The 17666-nt window shown below is 64.4% G+C and carries 26 protein-coding genes; 16 read left to right on the forward strand and 10 right to left on the reverse strand.

Translation table 11 applies throughout. The features are described 5' to 3' along the window. The first annotated feature begins 1 nt into the window (after nucleotide 1). From OHB12_RS29000 to OHB12_RS29010, 3 genes are all read left to right on the forward strand, one after another. Entirely contained in the window at nucleotides 2–187 is a 186-nt protein-coding gene (locus OHB12_RS29000; RefSeq protein WP_153338789.1) for a type Z 30S ribosomal protein S14, read from the forward strand. A 126-nt stretch (nucleotides 188–313) separates the two neighbouring features. Beyond that, nucleotides 314–895, forward strand: coding sequence for a Uma2 family endonuclease (locus OHB12_RS29005; RefSeq protein ID WP_327112550.1), 582 nt, complete (start codon nucleotides 314–316; stop codon nucleotides 893–895). Nucleotides 896–1060: 165 nt separating this feature from the next. Then, the gene (locus OHB12_RS29010) at nucleotides 1061–2359 is read left to right on the forward strand and encodes a Fic family protein (RefSeq protein WP_327112552.1); all 1299 of its coding nucleotides are present in this window, start codon (nucleotides 1061–1063) and stop codon (nucleotides 2357–2359) included. A gap of 15 nt (nucleotides 2360–2374) precedes the next feature. Here the strand turns inward: OHB12_RS29010 and OHB12_RS29015 are convergent, their stop codons facing one another. Genes OHB12_RS29015 through OHB12_RS29025 form a run of 3 tightly spaced genes read right to left on the reverse strand, consistent with a single transcriptional unit; the run spans nucleotide 2375 to nucleotide 3706 of the window. After that, nucleotides 2375–2551 (reverse strand): DUF397 domain-containing protein, encoded by a 177-nt coding sequence (locus tag OHB12_RS29015; protein ID WP_327112554.1) that lies wholly within the window; start codon nucleotides 2549–2551, stop codon nucleotides 2375–2377. Between the two features lie 59 nt (nucleotides 2552–2610). After that, complete coding sequence (locus OHB12_RS29020) at nucleotides 2611–2817, reverse strand: DUF397 domain-containing protein (protein WP_327112556.1); 207 nt, start codon at nucleotides 2815–2817, stop codon at nucleotides 2611–2613. After that, nucleotides 2807–3706, reverse strand: a complete 900-nt coding sequence (locus OHB12_RS29025) for a helix-turn-helix domain-containing protein (RefSeq protein WP_327112558.1) — start codon at nucleotides 3704–3706, stop codon at nucleotides 2807–2809. The genes OHB12_RS29020 and OHB12_RS29025 overlap by 11 nt, the downstream gene beginning before the upstream one ends. 209 nt (nucleotides 3707–3915) lie before the next feature. Here OHB12_RS29025 and OHB12_RS29030 point away from each other — a divergent pair, with 209 nt between their 5' ends. The 3 genes from OHB12_RS29030 (at nucleotide 3916) to OHB12_RS29040 (ending at nucleotide 7007) form a co-directional block, all read left to right on the forward strand. Further along, on the forward strand, nucleotides 3916–5625 hold the full coding sequence (locus OHB12_RS29030; protein ID WP_327112560.1) for an IS1634 family transposase: 1710 nt from the start codon (nucleotides 3916–3918) through the stop codon (nucleotides 5623–5625). A gap of 312 nt (nucleotides 5626–5937) precedes the next feature. Next, complete coding sequence (locus OHB12_RS29035; RefSeq protein ID WP_327112562.1) at nucleotides 5938–6453, forward strand: DNA-directed RNA polymerase subunit beta; 516 nt, start codon at nucleotides 5938–5940, stop codon at nucleotides 6451–6453. Nucleotides 6454–6515: 62 nt separating this feature from the next. After that, nucleotides 6516–7007, forward strand: coding sequence for a hypothetical protein (locus OHB12_RS29040; protein ID WP_327112564.1), 492 nt, complete (start codon nucleotides 6516–6518; stop codon nucleotides 7005–7007). A gap of 486 nt (nucleotides 7008–7493) precedes the next feature. Here OHB12_RS29040 and OHB12_RS29045 read toward each other — a convergent pair whose 3' ends face one another. Continuing rightward, complete coding sequence (locus OHB12_RS29045; RefSeq protein ID WP_327112566.1) at nucleotides 7494–7784, reverse strand: hypothetical protein; 291 nt, start codon at nucleotides 7782–7784, stop codon at nucleotides 7494–7496. A 127-nt stretch (nucleotides 7785–7911) separates the two neighbouring features. Between OHB12_RS29045 and OHB12_RS29050 the strand changes: the two genes are divergently transcribed. From OHB12_RS29050 to OHB12_RS29065, 4 genes are all read left to right on the forward strand, one after another. Further along, nucleotides 7912–8835 (forward strand): YbaB/EbfC family nucleoid-associated protein, encoded by a 924-nt coding sequence (locus tag OHB12_RS29050; RefSeq protein WP_327112568.1) that lies wholly within the window; start codon nucleotides 7912–7914, stop codon nucleotides 8833–8835. Nucleotides 8836–8912: 77 nt separating this feature from the next. Beyond that, entirely contained in the window at nucleotides 8913–9230 is a 318-nt protein-coding gene (locus OHB12_RS29055; protein WP_327112570.1) for a hypothetical protein, read from the forward strand. Further along, a complete protein-coding gene (locus tag OHB12_RS29060) occupies nucleotides 9227–10270 on the forward strand; it encodes a WXG100 family type VII secretion target (RefSeq protein ID WP_327112572.1) in 1044 nt (347 codons plus the stop codon). The genes OHB12_RS29055 and OHB12_RS29060 overlap by 4 nt, the downstream gene beginning before the upstream one ends. Continuing rightward, nucleotides 10251–10550: a hypothetical protein gene (locus tag OHB12_RS29065; RefSeq protein ID WP_327112574.1), complete on the forward strand. Its 300-nt coding sequence runs from the start codon at nucleotides 10251–10253 to the stop codon at nucleotides 10548–10550. The genes OHB12_RS29060 and OHB12_RS29065 overlap by 20 nt, the downstream gene beginning before the upstream one ends. A 694-nt stretch (nucleotides 10551–11244) precedes the next feature. On the opposite strand, the gene OHB12_RS29070 is transcribed toward OHB12_RS29065, so the two are convergent. From OHB12_RS29070 to OHB12_RS29095, 6 genes are all read right to left on the reverse strand, one after another. Next, nucleotides 11245–11898: a Uma2 family endonuclease gene (locus tag OHB12_RS29070; protein WP_327112576.1), complete on the reverse strand. Its 654-nt coding sequence runs from the start codon at nucleotides 11896–11898 to the stop codon at nucleotides 11245–11247. A gap of 65 nt (nucleotides 11899–11963) precedes the next feature. Beyond that, nucleotides 11964–12335, reverse strand: coding sequence for a YbaB/EbfC family nucleoid-associated protein (locus tag OHB12_RS36485; protein ID WP_442799878.1), 372 nt, complete (start codon nucleotides 12333–12335; stop codon nucleotides 11964–11966). Between the two features lie 111 nt (nucleotides 12336–12446). After that, complete coding sequence (locus OHB12_RS29080) at nucleotides 12447–12686, reverse strand: DUF7683 domain-containing protein (RefSeq protein ID WP_442799879.1); 240 nt, start codon at nucleotides 12684–12686, stop codon at nucleotides 12447–12449. After that, entirely contained in the window at nucleotides 12687–13895 is a 1209-nt protein-coding gene (locus tag OHB12_RS29085) for a colicin E3/pyocin S6 family cytotoxin (RefSeq protein WP_327112582.1), read from the reverse strand. Beyond that, entirely contained in the window at nucleotides 13895–14182 is a 288-nt protein-coding gene (locus OHB12_RS29090; protein WP_327112584.1) for a WXG100 family type VII secretion target, read from the reverse strand. The genes OHB12_RS29085 and OHB12_RS29090 overlap by 1 nt, the downstream gene beginning before the upstream one ends. Then, nucleotides 14182–14493 (reverse strand): WXG100 family type VII secretion target, encoded by a 312-nt coding sequence (locus OHB12_RS29095; protein ID WP_327112586.1) that lies wholly within the window; start codon nucleotides 14491–14493, stop codon nucleotides 14182–14184. The genes OHB12_RS29090 and OHB12_RS29095 overlap by 1 nt, the downstream gene beginning before the upstream one ends. 309 nt (nucleotides 14494–14802) lie before the next feature. On the opposite strand from OHB12_RS29095, the gene rpsH reads away from it, so the two are divergent. Genes rpsH through rplO form a run of 6 tightly spaced genes read left to right on the forward strand, consistent with a single transcriptional unit; the run spans nucleotide 14803 to nucleotide 17509 of the window. Continuing rightward, nucleotides 14803–15201, forward strand: coding sequence for a 30S ribosomal protein S8 (gene rpsH / locus OHB12_RS29100; protein WP_327112588.1), 399 nt, complete (start codon nucleotides 14803–14805; stop codon nucleotides 15199–15201). A 15-nt stretch (nucleotides 15202–15216) separates the two neighbouring features. Then, entirely contained in the window at nucleotides 15217–15756 is a 540-nt protein-coding gene (gene rplF / locus OHB12_RS29105) for a 50S ribosomal protein L6 (protein ID WP_327112590.1), read from the forward strand. A gap of 2 nt (nucleotides 15757–15758) precedes the next feature. Then, entirely contained in the window at nucleotides 15759–16166 is a 408-nt protein-coding gene (gene rplR / locus OHB12_RS29110) for a 50S ribosomal protein L18 (RefSeq protein WP_327112592.1), read from the forward strand. A 43-nt stretch (nucleotides 16167–16209) separates the two neighbouring features. Then, nucleotides 16210–16872, forward strand: coding sequence for a 30S ribosomal protein S5 (rpsE, locus tag OHB12_RS29115; RefSeq protein ID WP_327112594.1), 663 nt, complete (start codon nucleotides 16210–16212; stop codon nucleotides 16870–16872). Further along, complete coding sequence (rpmD, locus tag OHB12_RS29120; protein ID WP_327112596.1) at nucleotides 16872–17069, forward strand: 50S ribosomal protein L30; 198 nt, start codon at nucleotides 16872–16874, stop codon at nucleotides 17067–17069. Before rpsE ends, rpmD begins: the two co-directional genes overlap by 1 nt. Beyond that, nucleotides 17066–17509: a 50S ribosomal protein L15 gene (gene rplO / locus OHB12_RS29125; RefSeq protein WP_327112598.1), complete on the forward strand. Its 444-nt coding sequence runs from the start codon at nucleotides 17066–17068 to the stop codon at nucleotides 17507–17509. The genes rpmD and rplO overlap by 4 nt, the downstream gene beginning before the upstream one ends. Nucleotides 17510–17666 lie beyond the last annotated feature (157 nt).

Raw genomic sequence — 17666 nt, forward strand, 5'->3', positions numbered from 1 at the left:
CATGGCAAAGAAAGCACTGGTCAACAAGGCCAACGCCAAGCCGAAGTTCGCGGTCCGCGGCTACACCCGCTGCCAGCGCTGCGGCCGCCCGCACGCGGTGTACCGCAAGTTCGGCCTCTGCCGCGTCTGCTTGCGCGAAATGGCACACCGGGGCGAACTGCCCGGCGTGCACAAGAGCTCCTGGTGAGCCGGACGCTCCCCGGAGCGTCCCCACACTGAACCCGAACGAGGGCACGGACTCCACCCGAGTCCGTGCCCTCGTTTGCGTTGACGGTCGTGGTTCTCGCCACAACGGACTAGGTAGGCTGCGGTCATGACGATCCGGGCGTCGGACCACTTGCCGCACGAGATGACCGAGGAGCAGTACCGCCGGCTGCCCGAGGGTGTCGCGCGCGAGATCGAGGTTGTGCACGGCCACGTGATCGTCTGTGAATCGCCAGTGCCTGAACATAATCGCGTGGCACGCCGCTTGGCCGGCTCGATGGAGCAGCTGCCGAGCACTGAACCGTGCATCCGAGTCGAGACCGATATAGATGTCGTGCTTTGGCGGATGCCAAAGTTCACCTTTCGGCGACCGGATATGACGGTGTATCGCTGCTTGCCCGAGCGTGGAGCGAAGCCGGAGGCCGGTGACGCACTGATCGTCGTGGAGGTATCTTCGCCGTCCACTGCCGCTGAAGACTTGCTGGACAAAAAGGTTCAGTACGCCCGCGCGGGTATTCCGCTTTACCTGGTTGTCGTTCTCGACACCAAGTTCGACATCGAAGAGGTGCGGGAATTCCGGCTCGACGCCCACGCCGCCGAATATCGGCTGCACCGGCTGCACCGCGACGGGTTCGTTCGATTGGAGCATGTGGTGCTCGGCGATATCAGCTTCGCCGACTTGGTCCGCTAGCCACCGGCCGGGCCGCGTCTGAGCCCCTGGTGTTCAGCAGTTCGGCAAGATCAAGGCTTCGCGGCCAGAAGTCGCAGGTGGAAGTCGACCCCGCAGTTGCAGCTGACCGTAAATCATTTCTCCCTTATTTAAGGTTAACTGCTATCCTTAAATAAGGAGGCGAGCATGGCCGAGTTTGTGCGGCGGAGGTGGGCTGGAAACCTGGATGGCGGTGGCCTGTCTCGAAGAGATCGCGGCTCCGGCACATACCAGGCGTACCTGCCCGATCCGTTGGTTGGCCGCCGCATTGTTCTGACCAGTGAGACCGCCGCCGACGTCGTTGATGCAGAGGTGGCGATCGCCCGCCTCGACACGGAGGCGAAAGCGCTTGTCGAGACGGAAGCGTTGTCTCGGTTGCTGCTGCGCGCCGAGGCCATAGCATCGTCACGGATCGAGGGCCTCGTGGTCGGCGCGCGTCGACTTCTGCGCGCCGAGGCGGCACGGCAGCTGGAAGGCGAATCATCCGATGTGACCGCCGCCGAGGTGCTGGCAAATATCGACGCGATGGCGGTGGCCGCCAATGCGGTCGGTCGTTCTGAGCTGATCACCGAGGATGTTCTGCTCGAGGTTCATCGACGGTTGCTGGTCGGCACCAGACTCGCGCAGCCCGGCGGATGTCTCCGGGATGTGCAGAACTGGATCGGCGGCAGCTCCTTCAATCCTTGCTCGGCCGCATTCGTCCCGCCACCGCCGGAGTATGTGCCTGAACTGATGAACGACCTGATCACCTTCTGCAACAGCGACGACTTGCCCGCCGTCGCGCAAGCCGCGATCGCGCATGCGCAGTTCGAGACAATCCACCCATTCATCGACGGTAACGGCCGAACCGGTCGAGCGTTGATCCATCTGATATTGCGCCGACGTGGTGCAGCTGAACGCGTCGTCGCGCCCGTGTCGCTGATCCTCGCCACATGGAGCGACAGCTACGTCGATGGTCTGTCTCGCTTCCGGCACGTCGGTGCGGTCGATTCCGAGCAGGCCACCGATGACCTGAACACCTGGGTAGCCCGCTTCGCCGCTGCTTGCGCCCGTGCAGCCGAGGACGCAGCCGCCTTCGAGGTGAAGGCTGCCGACTTGCAGAATTCGTGGCGGGATCGAGTGGCGCCGGTGCGGACGAACTCCGCGCTGGACCTGCTCCTCGGCAAGCTCGTCGGAGCTCCGATCCTCACCGTTGCCACCGCGGCAACACTGATCGGACGCAGTTTTCCCGCCACGAACGCCGCGGTGCAGCGTTTGACCGAAGGCGGAATTCTGCGCCAGCTCACCGTCGGCCGCCGCAACAGGGCCTTCGAGGCGCCCGAGGCGATCACCGCGTTCACCGCGCTGGAACGGCGTCTTGCCAGTCCGGATGGAGACACACGAACATCGGATCCGACTCGCCCGGTGCCGTCGAACCAAATGCCTGCCCGTGCCGAAGGCCGCTGAGGCCGCCTCGGGAGTTCAGGCCGGACAGCGACTGCATTCGACGGGGGTGAACGTCCGGGCAGGGCCGGTCGGGTTCTCGGAGTCACGCACCCCGACCATGCCGCCGTCCAGGTGTGCCACCTCCACGTACTGGCCGTTGGAAGCGCTGAAGCTGCTCTTGAACCGGCTTGCCCCGGATAGGTCAACGGTCACCGTCATAACTCCTTGCTACTCGACCTCGCCCGACTTGTCCGGCTGTGCTCGAATTGTCTTCAGCAGCGGTCGAATTCGCCGTTCTTGGCATCTGTGAGGAAGGTGTCCCATTCGGCGGAAGTGAAGACGAGGGCCGGGGCGGAAAGGTTCTTGGAGTCACGAACGCCGACCATGCCGCCGTGGAGGTGGGCGACCTCGACGCATTGGCCGTTGGACTCGCTGTAGCTGCTCTTGAACCAGCTTGCCCCGGATAGGTCAACGGTCACCGTCATAACTCCTTGCTACCCGGCGAAGCAGGTCTCGCGTAGTCTTCTCGTCCATCGCCGTTTGTCCGATGGCGTCAGCCATCTCAGTGTAACGCTGCACCATTTCGGGCCTTTCCAGATAGAGATCGCTGCTCATCCCCCCGTCGAGGTAGACGACCGGCGGTTCGATCGGCCTGCCCTTGTTGTCGGTGCCGAAGTCCAAGATGACAAACGAGCCGTGCAGGATTCCGCGCGTGTATCCGCCCGACCACGGGTGGATACGCAGTGTGACGTTCGGTCTGGTGCTGACGTCTGCCAAATGGCGCAGCTGCTCGGCCATCACCTTTGGCCCCCCGACCATCCTGTGCAGCGCGGATTCATCGAGAAGCAGCTGGAGGTCCACCGGGCTGGCCTTGCGCGTGACGACCACCTGCCTGCTGCGGCGCACCCGCACGCGTTGCTCGATTTCCTCGGCCGAACCGTCGTACAGAAAAGCGCCGATCAATGCGCGTGCGTAGTCGTCGGTTTGCAGCAGTCCAGGTACCTGCACCGCGTAGGACGTGAGCCGTCGAGCGGATCGCTCCATACCGACGTACATGTTGAAGGCATCGGAGAACAGCCCGCCCAGCGGAGTGATGCCGTCCTCGCCCCTGGCCGTCGCCGCGCGCGACGCCAACCCGACCGCCTGCTCGGTCTGCTCGGCGTTCACCTCGTACAACATGCACAGCTCGCGCACATCCTGACGGCGCGGCTTCACCGCCCGACCGGTTTCCAGGCGTTGTAGCCCGTTGAAGCTGAGTTGAACTTCCTCCGCGGCTATGGCGATCGTCAGTCCTCGGCCTTCGCGCGCTTCACGCAGAAATCTACCGAGCTGGCGGCGCAGCAGTGTCGGAGACTCGTTCTCGGACATCGGCTCTCCCCCAGGTACGTGAATCCAGCCCCTAATGTGATGTGCATCCAGTCCCGCGTTCCGCGTAATTCGGGGGTTGTGGAGGTAGTGGCTTGGCGTATCAGCTGGTCGGCGGGTCGGAGTGGAGAGGATTCCCTGATTCTGCCTAGAGACGCGATTCTTGTTGTTTCAGTGGATTGTTCTGCTGTTTTGTCGTAGCGTCTGGAGTCATGTACGTGAAGACGACCAAGCGGGACAACAAGTCCGGCACGGTCAGGTATCTGCATCTGGCCCACAACGTGTGGGATCCGGTGAAGGGGCGGGCGACTCCGAAGGTGCTGTTTACCTTCGGCCGTGAGGACGAACTTGACCGTGACGCGGTGAAACGGCTGGTCGGGTCGTTGTCGCGGCTGCTCGAGCCGGGCGAGGGCCTGGCCGCCACAGCGGAGGGTGCGGGGTTGGAGTTCGTGTCCTCCAGGGCGTTCGGCGGGGCGTATGTGCTCGATCATCTATGGCGGCGGCTGGGCATAGATACCATCGTGTCCCGGCTCGGGCAGCCGCGCCGCGGCCGGCCCCGGGACGTGAGCGCGACCGAGAGGGTTTTGTTCGGGCTGGTCGCCAACCGGGCGCTGGCGCCGTCGTCGAAACTGGCTGCCGCGGACTGGATCAACCACGACGTGCACATCGACAGACTGGCACAGACCAGCGACGATGCCTGTTATCGGGCGATGGACTGGCTGCACTCGGTGCGCGAGGAGTTGGAGAAGCAGGTGTTCGACCGGGTCGCGACCCTGCTCAACCTGGAGGTAGACCTGCTGTTTTTCGATACCACCTCAACATATTTCGAGCTCGCCGACGCCGACGACCCGATCGCCCGTGATGAGCGCGGCACCCCGATCCCCGGCAGCGAGACCACCGATGCGGCCGAGGGCGGGTTCCGTACCTACGGCAAGAGCAAGGACTCCCGTGACGACCTGCCGCAGATCGTGATCGGCATGGCCGTGACCCGTGACGGGATCCCGGTGCGCGCCTGGTGCTGGCCGGGCAACGCGTCGGATCAGGCGCTGATCCGGCAGGTCAAAGACGACATGCGGGACTGGACACTGGCCAAGATCGTGCGGGTCACCGACCGCGGCTTCTCCTCCGCGGAAAACCGCCGCTACCTGCGCTCGGGCGATCACCACTACATCATCGGCGAGAAGATGCGGTCGGGCTCCGAAGAAGTCAAGGCAGCGATGTCGCGCCAAGGCCGCTACCTCGAGATCGCCGAGAACATGCGCGTCAAGGAAGTCCGCATCAGCGAGTCGGAACGGTTCGTGATCTGCCACAACCCCGAGGCCGCCGACCGTGACAAGCACATGCGTGAACAGCTCGTCGCCCAGCTGGGCGAGCTGATCGACGGCTCGGACACCCTGTCGGACTTCAAACGCGGCGAGTTGCGCGGCAAGATCTCAGCCAAGCCCGGACTGACCCGCTTCCTGCGCGTCACCCCGAGCGGGAAGCTGCGCATCGACGCCGCGAAGGTCAAGGCCGAAGCCAACTTCGACGGCAAGTACCTGCTGCGCTGCAGCGACCCGAAACTGTCTGCCGAAGACATCGCCCTGGGATACAAGCAGCTCCTCGAAGTCGAACGCGGCTGGCGCGACATGAAACAGGTCCTCGACCTGCGACCGGTCTACCACCGCCTCGAGGAACGCATCCGCGCCCACGTCATCCTCTGCTGGCTCGCGCTGCTGCTCATCCGCATCACCGAAACCACCACCGGCACAACCTGGTTCAATGCCCGCCGCGAACTCGACCGCCTCCACGTCGGCACCTTCACCGGCCCCACCGGCACCTTCCGCCGAACCACCGAACCCACCAAGCCCCAACGCGACCTACTCGCCAAGCTCGACATCCCTGCACCCAAGCAGATCATCGAACTCACCCCAACCCCCTGACCAGCACCGACACCCACGCCTAGAGACACGGTCTCCCGGCGCACTCACCCATGTCCACGCAGTTCAGGACCCAAATCGCGGCTCCAGGCGACCAGAATTACGCGGAATGCGGGCCAGTGATACCGCAAAACTCCATCCCGCCATGGTCTTTCGGAGAAGTTGGTCTGAATATTCAGATCAGGCCGAATGATCGACGCAAGGCTGATGTGCTGTGCGTGCGCCAGGCAGCTGAGCAGGGACATCGCGGGCACTGAACCCGAGCATTCCTCGATACGGCGCACCTCCGAATCCATTCGACGGTAGGGGATCACCATGCAGGCTGGCCCGTTTCGAGACACCCCCGCGAGCCGGTGCGTGTTCTATCGCCGCATCGCCGGCCTCGCCGCGGGAGTCGACCCGCACACCGGACGGATCACGGTCCGGGCCGGAAGCGTATGGGGATTGGGGATGCCAGCGCATTGCGGGTATCAGGTCCGCGAAGAACTACGCCGCCATCAACACGCGATCGGACCGATCGTGTCATACCCGCGATCGCGCACCTGGACCTTCCTGGTCCGACCCGACCTACCGGAGTCGCCCGCATTGTTCGCCCAGCTGTACCGGGCAGGCGTAGCGGCGTACTGCCACGGCCAGGTGATCGCGTTGCCGTCTCCCACCGACCGTCCCCCTGCGATGCGTCATTGGGTCGAGCTGCCGCAGGACGGTTTCCGGCCCTCGGCGGCGGTGGTGATTACTGCGATCAGCCGATGCCTGCCCGCTCGGGCGATCGATCTGTCCTTGCTCGGCGTCGCCGTCGGGAACTGTGCCCAGGCACGGGGAGCGCGATGACAGATGAAGTCCGAACACAGCCGCACTCGACACGTTCTCCTTCCGCGCAAGCTGAGCTGCGCTTGCCAGGCACTCGCGCCTTCTTCGACATCTTCAACGCTCGTACCGGGCCTGCCGACGCGACGATGGTGTCCGCCGTGGGGCTGCTCGGAGTCTGGGCTCGGCACTACGAGGACGGCAGGCCCGGACGACCGATGAGCCGTCGGCTCGCCTATCTGATGGACCTGCACATCTGGGCCATCGACCAGCATGTCGAGGACGCGCTCGCAGCGGCATGCCGACGCGGCTACCGGCCCGGTCCGGATGCTCAGGAGATGCCTTACTCCTACGGGGAGATGGTGAGCCTGCTCACCGCCGACTTCGTGCAATGCCGTCGCGAAGAGCGGCAGCCCGGCGGAATCACCGAAGACCAAGTGCTCCATCATGTGCGGCACTGGGACGGGTTCAACGCCATGGTGGAAGCGGTGGCAACCGGGAGCGTACGGCTGCGGGTTTCGCAGAGCATCGCCGAGCACACACATCTAGAGTCCGATCCGGCCGAACCGGAGCCATGACCACTCCGCGCCCGCACGAGCCCGACGTTCACCTGCGCGTTCACCTCGGCGGCGTCAGCCTGGACTTCGCTGCTTGCCGCACCGCGGCAATGCGGTTCCTGCGAGAATGGCGCACTGTTCGCGCTGCCGAAGACATAGCCGTGATTCCTGGCAACGCAATCGGATTGGCGCGACTACCGTGTGAACGCCTCTACCTCGAACCATGACGCCGGGTAGCCGGTCGAGGCATCCCCGGACGCGGGACTTTCGTTCGCGGAGATATTCCTTCGCCCTTGTCGCGCTTACCGATCGGCGGTAGTGAAATGGTGGTTTCCACCGGGCGCACGAGCCACCATTTCACTACCGCCGTTCCTTCTCCTCGAAGTGGTCGCAGATGCGGCGGACGGCCCCGGTGCTGGCACGGGCAGTTGACGATCTCGTCGTTGATCGTTCGCCCCTGTCGGACTCGTCGGGGCCGTCGTTGCCCTGTGGTGTGATCAGCCCTGATCAAAGGCAGTACGGGATGCTGGGAGGTGGCGCACCGTGCTGGTCAACGGACTCGGCCGCACGCAGGGTCGCCGCACCCGAGCGTTGCAGTCGAGCCGCCGTCTCCTGGATGGCTAGATCCACGAGTCGCACTGCAGCGCCGCATGATTCCAGAACAGCGGTGTCTAACAGCGCGGCATCCATGTCGTCCACGGCGGGGCGACCGGCGGTGGCGACCCGTAGCCCCGCTGCGGCGAAAGCGCCCGCGAGGGTGCGCGCGTCGTCAGGATGTGGGTACTGTTCGTCCGGCATCGGCCGCCCCCTTGTCCAACCTCGGCCTGTAGCGCGTCAGATTAACGCATCCCTCGATTTCGCCGGTCTCATGGATTCCCAACCTTCTCGCGAACAACTAAGCTCGGGGGAGTAGTACGGGGGTGACATGGGGGATCGGAGCTCGGAGACTCAGCGGATCGAGCGACTCCAGGACGTTATGGCGCGCACGCGGGGGACGGCCTCGTCCTCGGACGGTTCCGTCACCGTCGTGGTCGGCGCGAACGGCGTGCTGCAACCCATCGAGTTGGGTGACGGGGCGGTGAGGCTGACCGTGCACCAGTTGGCCGATGTCGTCGTGGAACTGCACAAGCTCGCGTTCGCGCAGGCCGCGGCCGCCGTACGAGAGGCCGTCGAGCAACTCGGCGGCGGGAACAATGCGGCCCGGTCCGAGGGCGACTCGACTCCTGCAGTCTGTGACGACCCCGCTGGATCAGACCACTCGCCCGAGGGCCGCCCTCGCCGCGGCGTCGGCGATTACTCCCGTTCGGGTTCCGATACCGATACCGATACCGGCTTCGGCTCCGATTCGGGTTTCGGCTCCAGCTCTGGCTCCGGCACAGGCTCTGGCCTCAACCCCCGTTCTGGCCCCAGCCCTGGCCCCCACCCCAGACTCGAAACCTCCTCCGGCCCTCGCCCCGGCCGTGCTTCTCCCTCCGGCTCTGCCTCTGAAAGCGACGCAGCGCAAGATGAGTCGATGGCGCACGTCATCCAACCGTTCGCAAAGCCGGATGATGACGACGACCTCTACTTCACCGCAACACCCGAGCCGCCCCCACCTCGAAGAACACCGCGACCTGTCGAGGTGGCAGCTACGAATGGCGCCGACGTGCATCGTATCCCTCTGGTGCCCAAGTCCTTTCGCAGCGACGAGGATCGGCGAGCCGTCAACAGGCCGACCGAGGCGACTCACGCGGTCGGTGAGCCTGCGCCCCTACCGGAGTGGCTCGAACCGCAGTTGCCAGAATTCGGCTCCGAAGAACTCCACCCGCTCTACGATCACTGGGACGACTGGGATGTGGGGCGGCGCTAGCGATGGCGATCGCATCCCGTCGCACGGCTGGCTATAGTGGTCGCCACGAAACACCGTGTGCGACAAAGGGGGATACGGTGGGTGCGCTCGAACAGTTTCACGTCGACCCGGACGACATCCGGAGGTTGGCGGACACCTTCGCAGCTACGACGTCAACGATCAGCGCTGTGGGCCTGCGCAATTCGCTCGCCGCCGGAGTCCCGGACGGACTGGCGGAAACCAGCGTTCTCGGGGCCTGCGGCACCGCAATCGCCGCGGTCGATCGCGCGGCCCTCGGAGCCGCTGCGGGCATGCAGACCCTTGGCGACGCCACAGACACGGTGATCAGCCAGTTCCTGGCCCAAGATGGGAACCGCGCCGCCGAAATGACCGAAATGGGACTGGATCTGCCGTGAACGCACTCACGAAATCCCAGATACTCGCGCTACGACCCGATGCCCTGACCACTCAGGCTGAGCAGTGGGCACAGCAGGCCCACGAGCTCACCGGAGCGTTGGACACCCAGTATCGCGCGGTGGACAAGTCGCTCGACACCTGGCAGGGCGACTCGGGCAATGCGATGCGCGACCAATACGAACTGCTTCACTCCGACACCGGCAAGCTCCGCAGTGCCCTCGAGGTGGGCGCCGAGGCCGCGCGCGCCGGTGCCACCGAGCTCGCGGCGGCGCAGGCCGCCGTCGCCGCGGCCGTGCGGATCGCCGAAGAGAAGGGCTACGCGGTCGCCGAGGACGGAACCTGCACGCCCGCGACTTCCGCACAGCAGACGCTGCTGGCGACCGTGAGCGACTCCGGCCAGCTCCAGAAGGCGATGGGGGCACTGGAAACCGACGCGGAAACTCGGACTGCCGCGATCAAGCAGGCTCTTGCCCAAGCGAATACCGCCGACGCAGCCGCGACCCAAGCGATCGCCGATGCCTTCGCCGACCTGCCGAGATCAGATCAGATGCCGGCCGGGCAACCGCAAGCCAAGCCCGTCAACGACAAGATCGATAACTGGAACGACCTGGGCGAGAACGAGAAGGCAGTTTGCTTGCAAAACCCTCGAGACTGCAATAACTCCCGGGAGCGGCGCGACATGGATATCGCTCAGGCGGAATCCGTCAACGCGTTTCCCGGCGATCCCGAGTCGACCCGACAGGACGCCGCCAGGCACTGCATCTGGCAGGCACTGACCACAGAATCCGCGAGCGCCGACTTCGCCAAGCGAATGGCGGATGCCCACGAAAGGGACAAGCCGAGCCCGTTGCGTGGCTCCAAAGAAATGGACGAGTGGAACAACCACACCGGCCGGGAGCTCGGTTTGCGCCTGGAAGGTGATCGGCAGGCGATTATCGACACTTGCATCCGATATGCGCACGACGCGCAGCTCGTTGACCCGAACAACATGAACTACAACAACGTCGATGGGACGTCCCTTGTCATCATCAGAGAGTGAGGTCGGCCGTAAAGGCAAGGGGCTTGGTCAGGTGCTGTGCCGGGTCTTGACGCTACTGGCCTCGTTCTGCGCGGCATGGCCATTCATGATCCTGTACACAGACCCGGATACCGACCTCGTCCCGTTCCCTTGGGACTACCGGACAGCGCCGCTTGTGGCGCTGCTCATCTCGGCTGCCGTGTGGTTCGCCTTCCCGCGGGCGCGGTGGGAGGCGGTCGCCTTCACGGTCGGGGTATGGGCGCTGAGCGCGATGATGGTGTACCTCACCAGGAGCTTCTGAGAGCGCGCTCCCGTCGGCAGATCGGTTTGCGCCTGGAGAGGGCCGGCAGGCGATTACCGATACTTGCATGGTGTACGCGCGAGGCGCCGCTCGTCGACCCGACCAACATGAATGACAACAACGTCGACGGGACGTCCCTTGTCTCGCCTCGGCGCCCAGATCATCAGCCGTCCGGGTCGTCGCGGAAGTCGTCTGCGGGGATGTCGTCGACGCGTTCGGCAAGTGCGGGATCACCGCTCGCGAAACGTCTCAGACGCAATGGCTGCGATCGGCGGCGCACCCGCATCGCGGCCAAATGTATCGCGTTGCGGATGGTCTCTGCTTCGCTGATGCCGCTGCGCTCTGCCGCGTCCCCCTGATGACGGCCAAGTCGTCGGTATCGGCGTAGACCATGGTGCGCTCGAGAGGTATATGAGCACTGTGGCATAGATGTGCCCCTCGGCGGCCGCGTGGATCAGGGTGACCCCGTCGGCGCTGCGGAGAAGGCTGCGCCGTTCTCGAGGTGGTCGATAACGGACACCTGCACGGTCGGGCACAGCGGCTTCGTTGGCCCTCGAGCAGGTGGAGGCGCTTGCGCCGCCGTCTACGTAACGACGGCGTGCGGGCCCGCTTGACCAGGCATGCAGGTATCGCTGGTGGCGGGCCCGAAAGTGAGCCGAATCCCGTTGCCGGGCGCGCTTGGCCTGTGCGGGACTCAGAACTCGAGGTCCGACCAAGGGATGTGGATCGGGAACGGGAAGTCGATGTCTATGCCGTCGGAATCTTTGGGTGCCCACTTACCGGTCAGGAGGTAGTTGGCCGGGTGCAGCGGGTGCACACCGGGTGGAAGCTGGCCGTGGGTGGTCTCCAGTGCGAAGGCGTGGACCATCGCGATGGCGCTCTTCTCGCGCTCCAGCGTCACCTCCCAGTACCAGGGGATACCCGCCTTGGCATAACGCGCCTTTTGTTCCTCCATGTCGGTCTGCGTGTTCGACGGAGACAGTACTTCGCCGACCAGCAGGACATCGGCGGCGCGAAGATCCTGGTACGCGTCCCCAAGGCAGCGGCTTATCAGGAAGTCCGGCGTCACGAAATCGGACTTTCCGGATCGGCCGAAGAATACGTTTGTTTCCGTGTGGACTCGCCAGCACTGCTGCGGGTCTGCGGCCATCTCCTCGCGGGCGCACCGGCGCAGACCACTCCAAAGGAGGTTGGTGAACTCCTGATGTTCGGCAGGCCCCCGCCGTAGCCAGACAACCCGCCCGTTCCACAGTTCGATCTGCCCGGCAATCTCCTTGGGCAGCTGCTCGAGCTCCTCCCAGGTCATGAACTCGGGGAGGGCCGGCCGATCGACTCGCGGACTCGACATGGTGTCATGGTAGTCGCGAGCGGCGACATCCTCTGGCTTGCTCTTACGAAAATGTGGCGGGCAGATCAGGGTCGGACTCCGGGAGGCGCGTCGTAGCCCAAAGCCTCGCGGAGGAACGTCATCGCGGTGGCAGCATCGGGGTCTTCGGTGTACGGGCGTGACGCGGCTTTTACCTGGTGCTGTGCGTCCGATTGAGCGCGCTGGATTGTCTCAAGGAGCACTCGCGCGAGCCGGTCTTCGCCAAGCCGGAGCGCCTGTGGCGTGAGCCGCAGATCGGTGACTTTGCCGTGCGCATCGACCGAAACGCTCAGCTCGCCCTTACGGGAGCCCGCGCGAACCGCGATCCGCGCGAGAGCCTGCTGCAAGGCGTAATTCTTGCGCCGCAATTCTGCTGCGGCACGACGCTGCTCTACGTTCCATCGGTCCAAATAATCCACGACGACTCCTGAAGATTGTTCTGTTCGAATGCGCTGACTCGCACTACTCTCGGCAGGGGCCGATCTGGTAGTCGCATGCGTGGTCTATCGTCAACGGATTGCCAATATACTTCAGTCGCTTGCGAAGCCAACCTCGTAATCGAGCGAATTGTCCGGCATGAACGGCTCGGAGATATAGTCGGCAAATTCTCCGAGCTTCGTCACAGGAACATCGTGCTGAGCGGCCTCCACGGGATACTCGCTGTCGTCGAGATTCAGCAGTCTTTTCAGCGTCGGTCCGTCCATCCCCCGAAGAATGTATTCCTGAACTAACAGGCCAGAATTCTTGTCGAATGCCCCTAAGTGCCACATCTATTTTCCCTCGGGTTTTCGTGTGCGGTCAGGCGGCTTTGTCTGCTCGCCCGTCTTCGGGTCATACTCTCCTAGATGCTTTCCATTCTTACTGTACTTCTCGACGGCGCCATGCTGATAATCCCATTCATAGATGTTTCCCTCATCGTCCACCCATCGTTTCCGTCGACCCATACTCTTCGCCCACTTGGCCTTGGGAAACGCCGGTAGATCCTTGGGTGCGGGCTGATAGTGCCAGTTGTTTCCACCTGCGTTCGTGCTGGCATTGAACTGGGTGGGGTTGGCCTCGAGGAGGGGTTGTAGTTCGGTGGCCACGCCGATGACTGCCGCGCCTGCGGCGACGGTGACTCCTGTTGCGACCGCGGCGGCGGCGTCGAACGCGATGAGTACGGTGACGACGGCGGCACCGGCCGCGCTGCCCGTGGCGGTTGTCGTCGCTACGGCACCCGTTCCGGCGGTGAAGAAGCCGACCAGGCCGCCCGCGATCAGGCCGATGCCGAGCGCTCCCGCAAGGATGGCGAGGATCTTGTGGTGCGCGTCCTCGATCTGCTGTGCCCAATCGTCACATGCGCCGCCGAGACTTTCGTATTGCGTCGCGACGTTCTCGACGCTCGTGAACACCGCGTCCATCTGGGCAAGAGCCTGTGGCAGCTCGTCCGACGCAATTTCCTCGAGGTTCAACCACGCCGGTCCGGTTCCGTCACTCGCATTGCGTAGCCCTGCAGCCGCGTCTCTCCATGCCTTCCCGAGCCTCCTCAGCTTGTCGGGGTCTCCGTTCGGCCAGGTGTGCCCTTGCAGCCAGCTGCTGATCAGGCTCCAGCCGAATGGTGGGTCGGTGTCACCGCCGAATGCGCCCTTGAATGTCGGCGCAGCAGCGGTCGCAAGGACCGCGGGGGCGGGGTCCGGCGTTTCTGGAGGTGTCTTGTTGAGTTTCTCGGTATTGACATGATTGACAGCGGTGAAGGCAAGCAGGTCGTGTAACTTGCCGAACGCGTTGACGATATTCGTTCCAGCCGCAACGCCGTTGAACGCGGCCGGGTCGTAACTGTTCGTCCAGGTGCGTCCGGCGCTGTCGCTTCCCGCGCAGGCCCAGTCTTTGTCGAGGGCCCCGGCGAGGGTCTTGATGACAGCATCGGCGCTGTTGCGGGCGGTTTCGTACAGTGCAGCGGCGCTGTCAAGGACGCCAGGGTCCATGGTGATGGGCGCCATCAGGGCCACATTCGCTGGTTGTGAGCTACGTTGGCCAGGTACCGGTCGCGCGCGGCTCGGGCAGCGGTTTCGAGGTCCGCCAGCGCCGACTTCATGTCGTTCATCTCTCGATGCCAGGTGTCATGCTTTGTCCGGTGTGCTTCGGCGGCGCTGCCTTCCCACTCGATATGCAGCGCGGCGACTTCACGCTCGACGTCGGCGATGCGTTGCTCGATTTGCTGGCCGATTTGTCGGGCCTTCTCGACAAGAGCCAGAATCCGTTCGGTATCCGCAACGTAGGCTGGCATCACAGATTGTCTAGGTTGAACTGAACATAGGTGATGGCGCTCGCATTGCTGTCGTCGGTCTTCGTGTACCGGTCAGCGGCCTGATGTACCAACGCCGCGTCGTCGCTCAGAGCGGTGGCGACCTTTCGAGCGGAATCCACCCACTCGGTCCACAATGCGGCATGTGTATCGGCCGCCGCACCGATCCAGTCGGCGGACATGAGGGTGTCGGCTTCCTTGCGCAGCGCCTCGATGTCGTCCCCGAACTCGGTCGCCCTTGCCGTCATCCGGTCCGCTGCGGCGTGCATCTGTGCGGGATCGCTGTGCACCATGCGACGTTATCACGAACGCACACAAGCGATCTGCTGTTTCACGGCGGACCGGGAACGGGTGCCGCGCATCGGGCGAGGGCGGCCCGACCGGGCCGGATTTGGCTGCTAGCTGCGCGTTGCCTACACTAGAGCGGTTGCCTGGGCGCCTCCATGTCCGCATGCGTACGGTTCGCCCGGGCGATCGAACCTCATCCGGTCGGCAAATGTCGGCCGGACCATCCGAATTGTTGTAGGCCCACCGCCGCACATGCCGACGTGCGTGTCGGCGCTGTATGGGAACCGCAGCAAGAAAGGTGTCTAGGTCGAGCCATGACCATGACCGATCCGATCGCAGACTTCCTGACCCGTCTGCGCAACGCCAACTCGGCGTACCACGATCAGGTGAAGGCTCCGCACTCGAAGCTCAAGGCGAACATCGCCGAGATCCTCAAGCGCGAGGGCTACATCGCCGACTACCGGACCGAGGACGCGAACGTGGGCAAGACCCTCGTCGTCGACCTCAAATACGGCCCGAGCCGTGAGCGCAGCTTGCAGGGTGTGCGACGCGTCTCGAAGCCGGGTCTGCGTGTGTACGCGAAATCCACCAATCTGCCCAAGGTGCTCGGCGGCCTCGGCGTGGCGATCATCTCCACGTCCACCGGCCTGCTGACCGACAAGCAGGCGGCCAAGCAGCGCGTGGGCGGCGAAGTCCTCGCTTACGTCTGGTAAGGGAGGTCAGGACAAATGTCGCGTATTGGTAAGAAGCCCATCGCAATTCCGGCCGGCGTCGACGTCACCGTCGACGGCCAGGATGTGGCGGTGAAGGGGCCTAAGGGCGCCCTCTCGCTGACCATCGCCGAGCCGATCACCGTCGCCAAGGGCGAGGACGGCCAGCTCGAGGTCGCCCGTCCGGACGACGAGCGCCGCAGCCGCTCGCTGCACGGCCTCACCCGCACCCTCGTGTCGAACATGATCGTCGGTGTGACCCAGGGCTACGAGAAGAAGATGGAAATCTTCGGCGTCGGTTACCGTGTGGCGCTCAAGGGGCAGAACCTCGAGTTCGCCCTCGGTTACAGCCACCCGGTGCCGATCGAGGCGCCCGAGGGCATCACGTTCGCGGTGGAATCGCCCACCAAGTTCTCCGTGTCCGGAATCGACAAGCAGAAGGTCGGCCAGATTTCGGCGGTCATCCACGGTCTGCGCAAGCCCGACCCGTACAAGGGCAAGGGCATCCGCTACGCAGGCGAGGTCGTTCGCCGCAAGGTCGGAAAGACGGGTAAGTGATCATGGCGCAAACCGAAAACCAGAAGATCAAGCGCATCCCGCGTGGCAAAGATGTCTCGACCACGCGCCGTCTGTCGAAGGTGCGCCGTCACTTCCGCCTGCGCAAGAAGGTCGCCGGCACCACCGAGCGTCCCCGCCTGGTGGTCAACCGCTCCGCGCGTCACCTGCACGCGCAACTGGTCGACGACTCGATCGGCAAGACCATCGCCGCCGCCTCGACCGTCGAGGCCGACGTGCGTGCGCTCGACGGCGACAAGTCGGCCAAGGGCAAGAAGGTCGGCCAGCTGCTGGCCGAACGTGCCAAGGCCGCCGGTGTCGAGGCCGTCGTGTTCGACCGTGGTGGTCACGACTACCACGGCCGGATCGCCGCCCTGGCCGATGCCGCTCGCGAAGGTGGGTTGAAGTTCTGATGACCACACTGCTCAAGACTCGAATTAACGGAAGGAACGTCTGATGCCGGGACGTCAGAGGCGTGACGGCGGAAGCGGACCCGCCGGACAGAATGGCAGCGCCCCCGAGGGTGGCCGCGGCGACCGTCGCGGTGGTGGCGGCGACCGTCGTGGCGGCGGTGACCGCCGCGACAACGCCGCCGAGAAGAACCAGCTCGAGCGGGTCGTCGCGATCAACCGTGTCTCCAAGGTCGTGAAGGGTGGTCGTCGCTTCAGCTTCACCGCCCTCGTGATCGTCGGTGACGGCAACGGTCTGGTCGGAGTCGGCTACGGCAAGGCCAAGGAAGTTCCCGCGGCCATCCAGAAGGGTGTCGAGGAGGCTCGCAAGGGCTTCTTCCGCGTCCCGATGATCGGCAGCACCATCACCCATCCGGTACAGGGCGAGGCGGCGGCCGGTGTGGTCATGCTGCGCCCGGCCTCTCCTGGTACCGGTGTGATCGCCGGTGGTGCGGCGCGTGCCGTGCTGGAATGCGCTGGCATTCATGACATTCTGGCGAAGTCGCTCGGTAGTGACAACGCCATCAACGTTGTGCACGCGACCGTTGCCGCGCTCAAGATGCTGCAGCGTCCGGAAGAGGTCGCGGCTCGCCGTGGCCTGCCGCTCGAGGACGTTGCCCCTGCGGGCATGCTGCGTGCGCGCGCTCAGGCAGCGGGAGGTGCCAGGTAATGGCAGATCTCAAGGTGACCCAGATCAAGAGCACGATCGGCGCCAAGAAGAACCAGCGTGAGAGCCTGCGCACGCTCGGTCTGCGCAAGATCCGGCAGACCGTGGTTCGTGAGGACACCCCTCAGAACCGTGGCCTGATCAACGTCGTGCGCCACCTCGTGACCGTTGAAGAAGTCGGGCAGGAAGGTTCACGATGACCATCAAGTTGCATCACCTGCGTCCGGCTCCCGGCGCCAAGACCGAGAAGACCCGGGTGGGTCGCGGTGAAGGCTCCAAGGGCAAGACCGCGGGCCGTGGTACCAAGGGCACCAAGGCACGCAAGAACGTCCCGGCCGCCTTCGAGGGCGGGCAGATGCCGATCCACATGCGGCTGCCCAAGCTCAAGGGCTTCACGAACCGATTCCGCACGGAATACCAGGTCGTGAACGTCGGCGCGATCGCCAAGCTGTTCCCCGAAGGGGGCGAGGTCGGCAAGGCCGAGCTGGTCGCCGCCGGTGCGGTTCGCAAGAACCAGCTGGTCAAGGTGCTCGGCGACGGTGAGATCGGCGTCGCGGTGCAGGTGACCGTGGACAAGGTCACCGGTTCCGCGAAGGAGAAGATCACCGCGGCCGGTGGCACCGTCACCGAGCTGGGCTGACGGTACTCTGCAAGCAGTGGCATCGGATGAGTGAAGGCTCGTCCGATGCCACTGTTAGAGTTCAATTGTTGTCTGCCAAAGCCTCGTCATGGTTTTCGGCGTCCCTCCTGAGCGGAATCAGGGAACTGGACATCGCTGAAATATCCATGTCATGACC

Origin of the sequence: Nocardia sp. NBC_01730 (assembly GCF_035920445.1) — a bacterium.
GTDB lineage: Bacteria > Actinomycetota > Actinomycetes > Mycobacteriales > Mycobacteriaceae > Nocardia.

What these genes read in the sequence shown, in the direction of transcription:
- OHB12_RS29000 (WP_153338789.1), top strand. Translation starts at nt 2, where the DNA reads ATGGCAAAGAAAGCACTGGTCAACAAGGCCAACGCCAAGCCGAAGTTC.
- OHB12_RS29005 (WP_327112550.1), top strand. Translation starts at nt 314, where the DNA reads ATGACGATCCGGGCGTCGGACCACTTGCCGCACGAGATGACCGAGGAG.
- OHB12_RS29010 (WP_327112552.1), top strand. Translation starts at nt 1,061, where the DNA reads ATGGCCGAGTTTGTGCGGCGGAGGTGGGCTGGAAACCTGGATGGCGGT.
- OHB12_RS29025 (WP_327112558.1), bottom strand. Translation starts at nt 3,706, where the DNA reads ATGTCCGAGAACGAGTCTCCGACACTGCTGCGCCGCCAGCTCGGTAGA.
- OHB12_RS29030 (WP_327112560.1), top strand. Translation starts at nt 3,916, where the DNA reads ATGTACGTGAAGACGACCAAGCGGGACAACAAGTCCGGCACGGTCAGG.
- OHB12_RS29035 (WP_327112562.1), top strand. Translation starts at nt 5,938, where the DNA reads ATGCAGGCTGGCCCGTTTCGAGACACCCCCGCGAGCCGGTGCGTGTTC.
- OHB12_RS29045 (WP_327112566.1), bottom strand. Translation starts at nt 7,784, where the DNA reads ATGCCGGACGAACAGTACCCACATCCTGACGACGCGCGCACCCTCGCG.
- OHB12_RS29050 (WP_327112568.1), top strand. Translation starts at nt 7,912, where the DNA reads ATGGGGGATCGGAGCTCGGAGACTCAGCGGATCGAGCGACTCCAGGAC.
- OHB12_RS29070 (WP_327112576.1), bottom strand. Translation starts at nt 11,898, where the DNA reads ATGTCGAGTCCGCGAGTCGATCGGCCGGCCCTCCCCGAGTTCATGACC.
- OHB12_RS29080 (WP_442799879.1), bottom strand. Translation starts at nt 12,686, where the DNA reads ATGTGGCACTTAGGGGCATTCGACAAGAATTCTGGCCTGTTAGTTCAG.
- OHB12_RS29085 (WP_327112582.1), bottom strand. Translation starts at nt 13,895, where the DNA reads ATGGCGCCCATCACCATGGACCCTGGCGTCCTTGACAGCGCCGCTGCA.
- OHB12_RS29090 (WP_327112584.1), bottom strand. Translation starts at nt 14,182, where the DNA reads ATGCCAGCCTACGTTGCGGATACCGAACGGATTCTGGCTCTTGTCGAG.
- OHB12_RS29095 (WP_327112586.1), bottom strand. Translation starts at nt 14,493, where the DNA reads ATGGTGCACAGCGATCCCGCACAGATGCACGCCGCAGCGGACCGGATG.
- rpsH (WP_327112588.1), top strand. Translation starts at nt 14,803, where the DNA reads ATGACCATGACCGATCCGATCGCAGACTTCCTGACCCGTCTGCGCAAC.
- rplF (WP_327112590.1), top strand. Translation starts at nt 15,217, where the DNA reads ATGTCGCGTATTGGTAAGAAGCCCATCGCAATTCCGGCCGGCGTCGAC.
- rplR (WP_327112592.1), top strand. Translation starts at nt 15,759, where the DNA reads ATGGCGCAAACCGAAAACCAGAAGATCAAGCGCATCCCGCGTGGCAAA.
- rpsE (WP_327112594.1), top strand. Translation starts at nt 16,210, where the DNA reads ATGCCGGGACGTCAGAGGCGTGACGGCGGAAGCGGACCCGCCGGACAG.
- rpmD (WP_327112596.1), top strand. Translation starts at nt 16,872, where the DNA reads ATGGCAGATCTCAAGGTGACCCAGATCAAGAGCACGATCGGCGCCAAG.
- rplO (WP_327112598.1), top strand. Translation starts at nt 17,066, where the DNA reads ATGACCATCAAGTTGCATCACCTGCGTCCGGCTCCCGGCGCCAAGACC.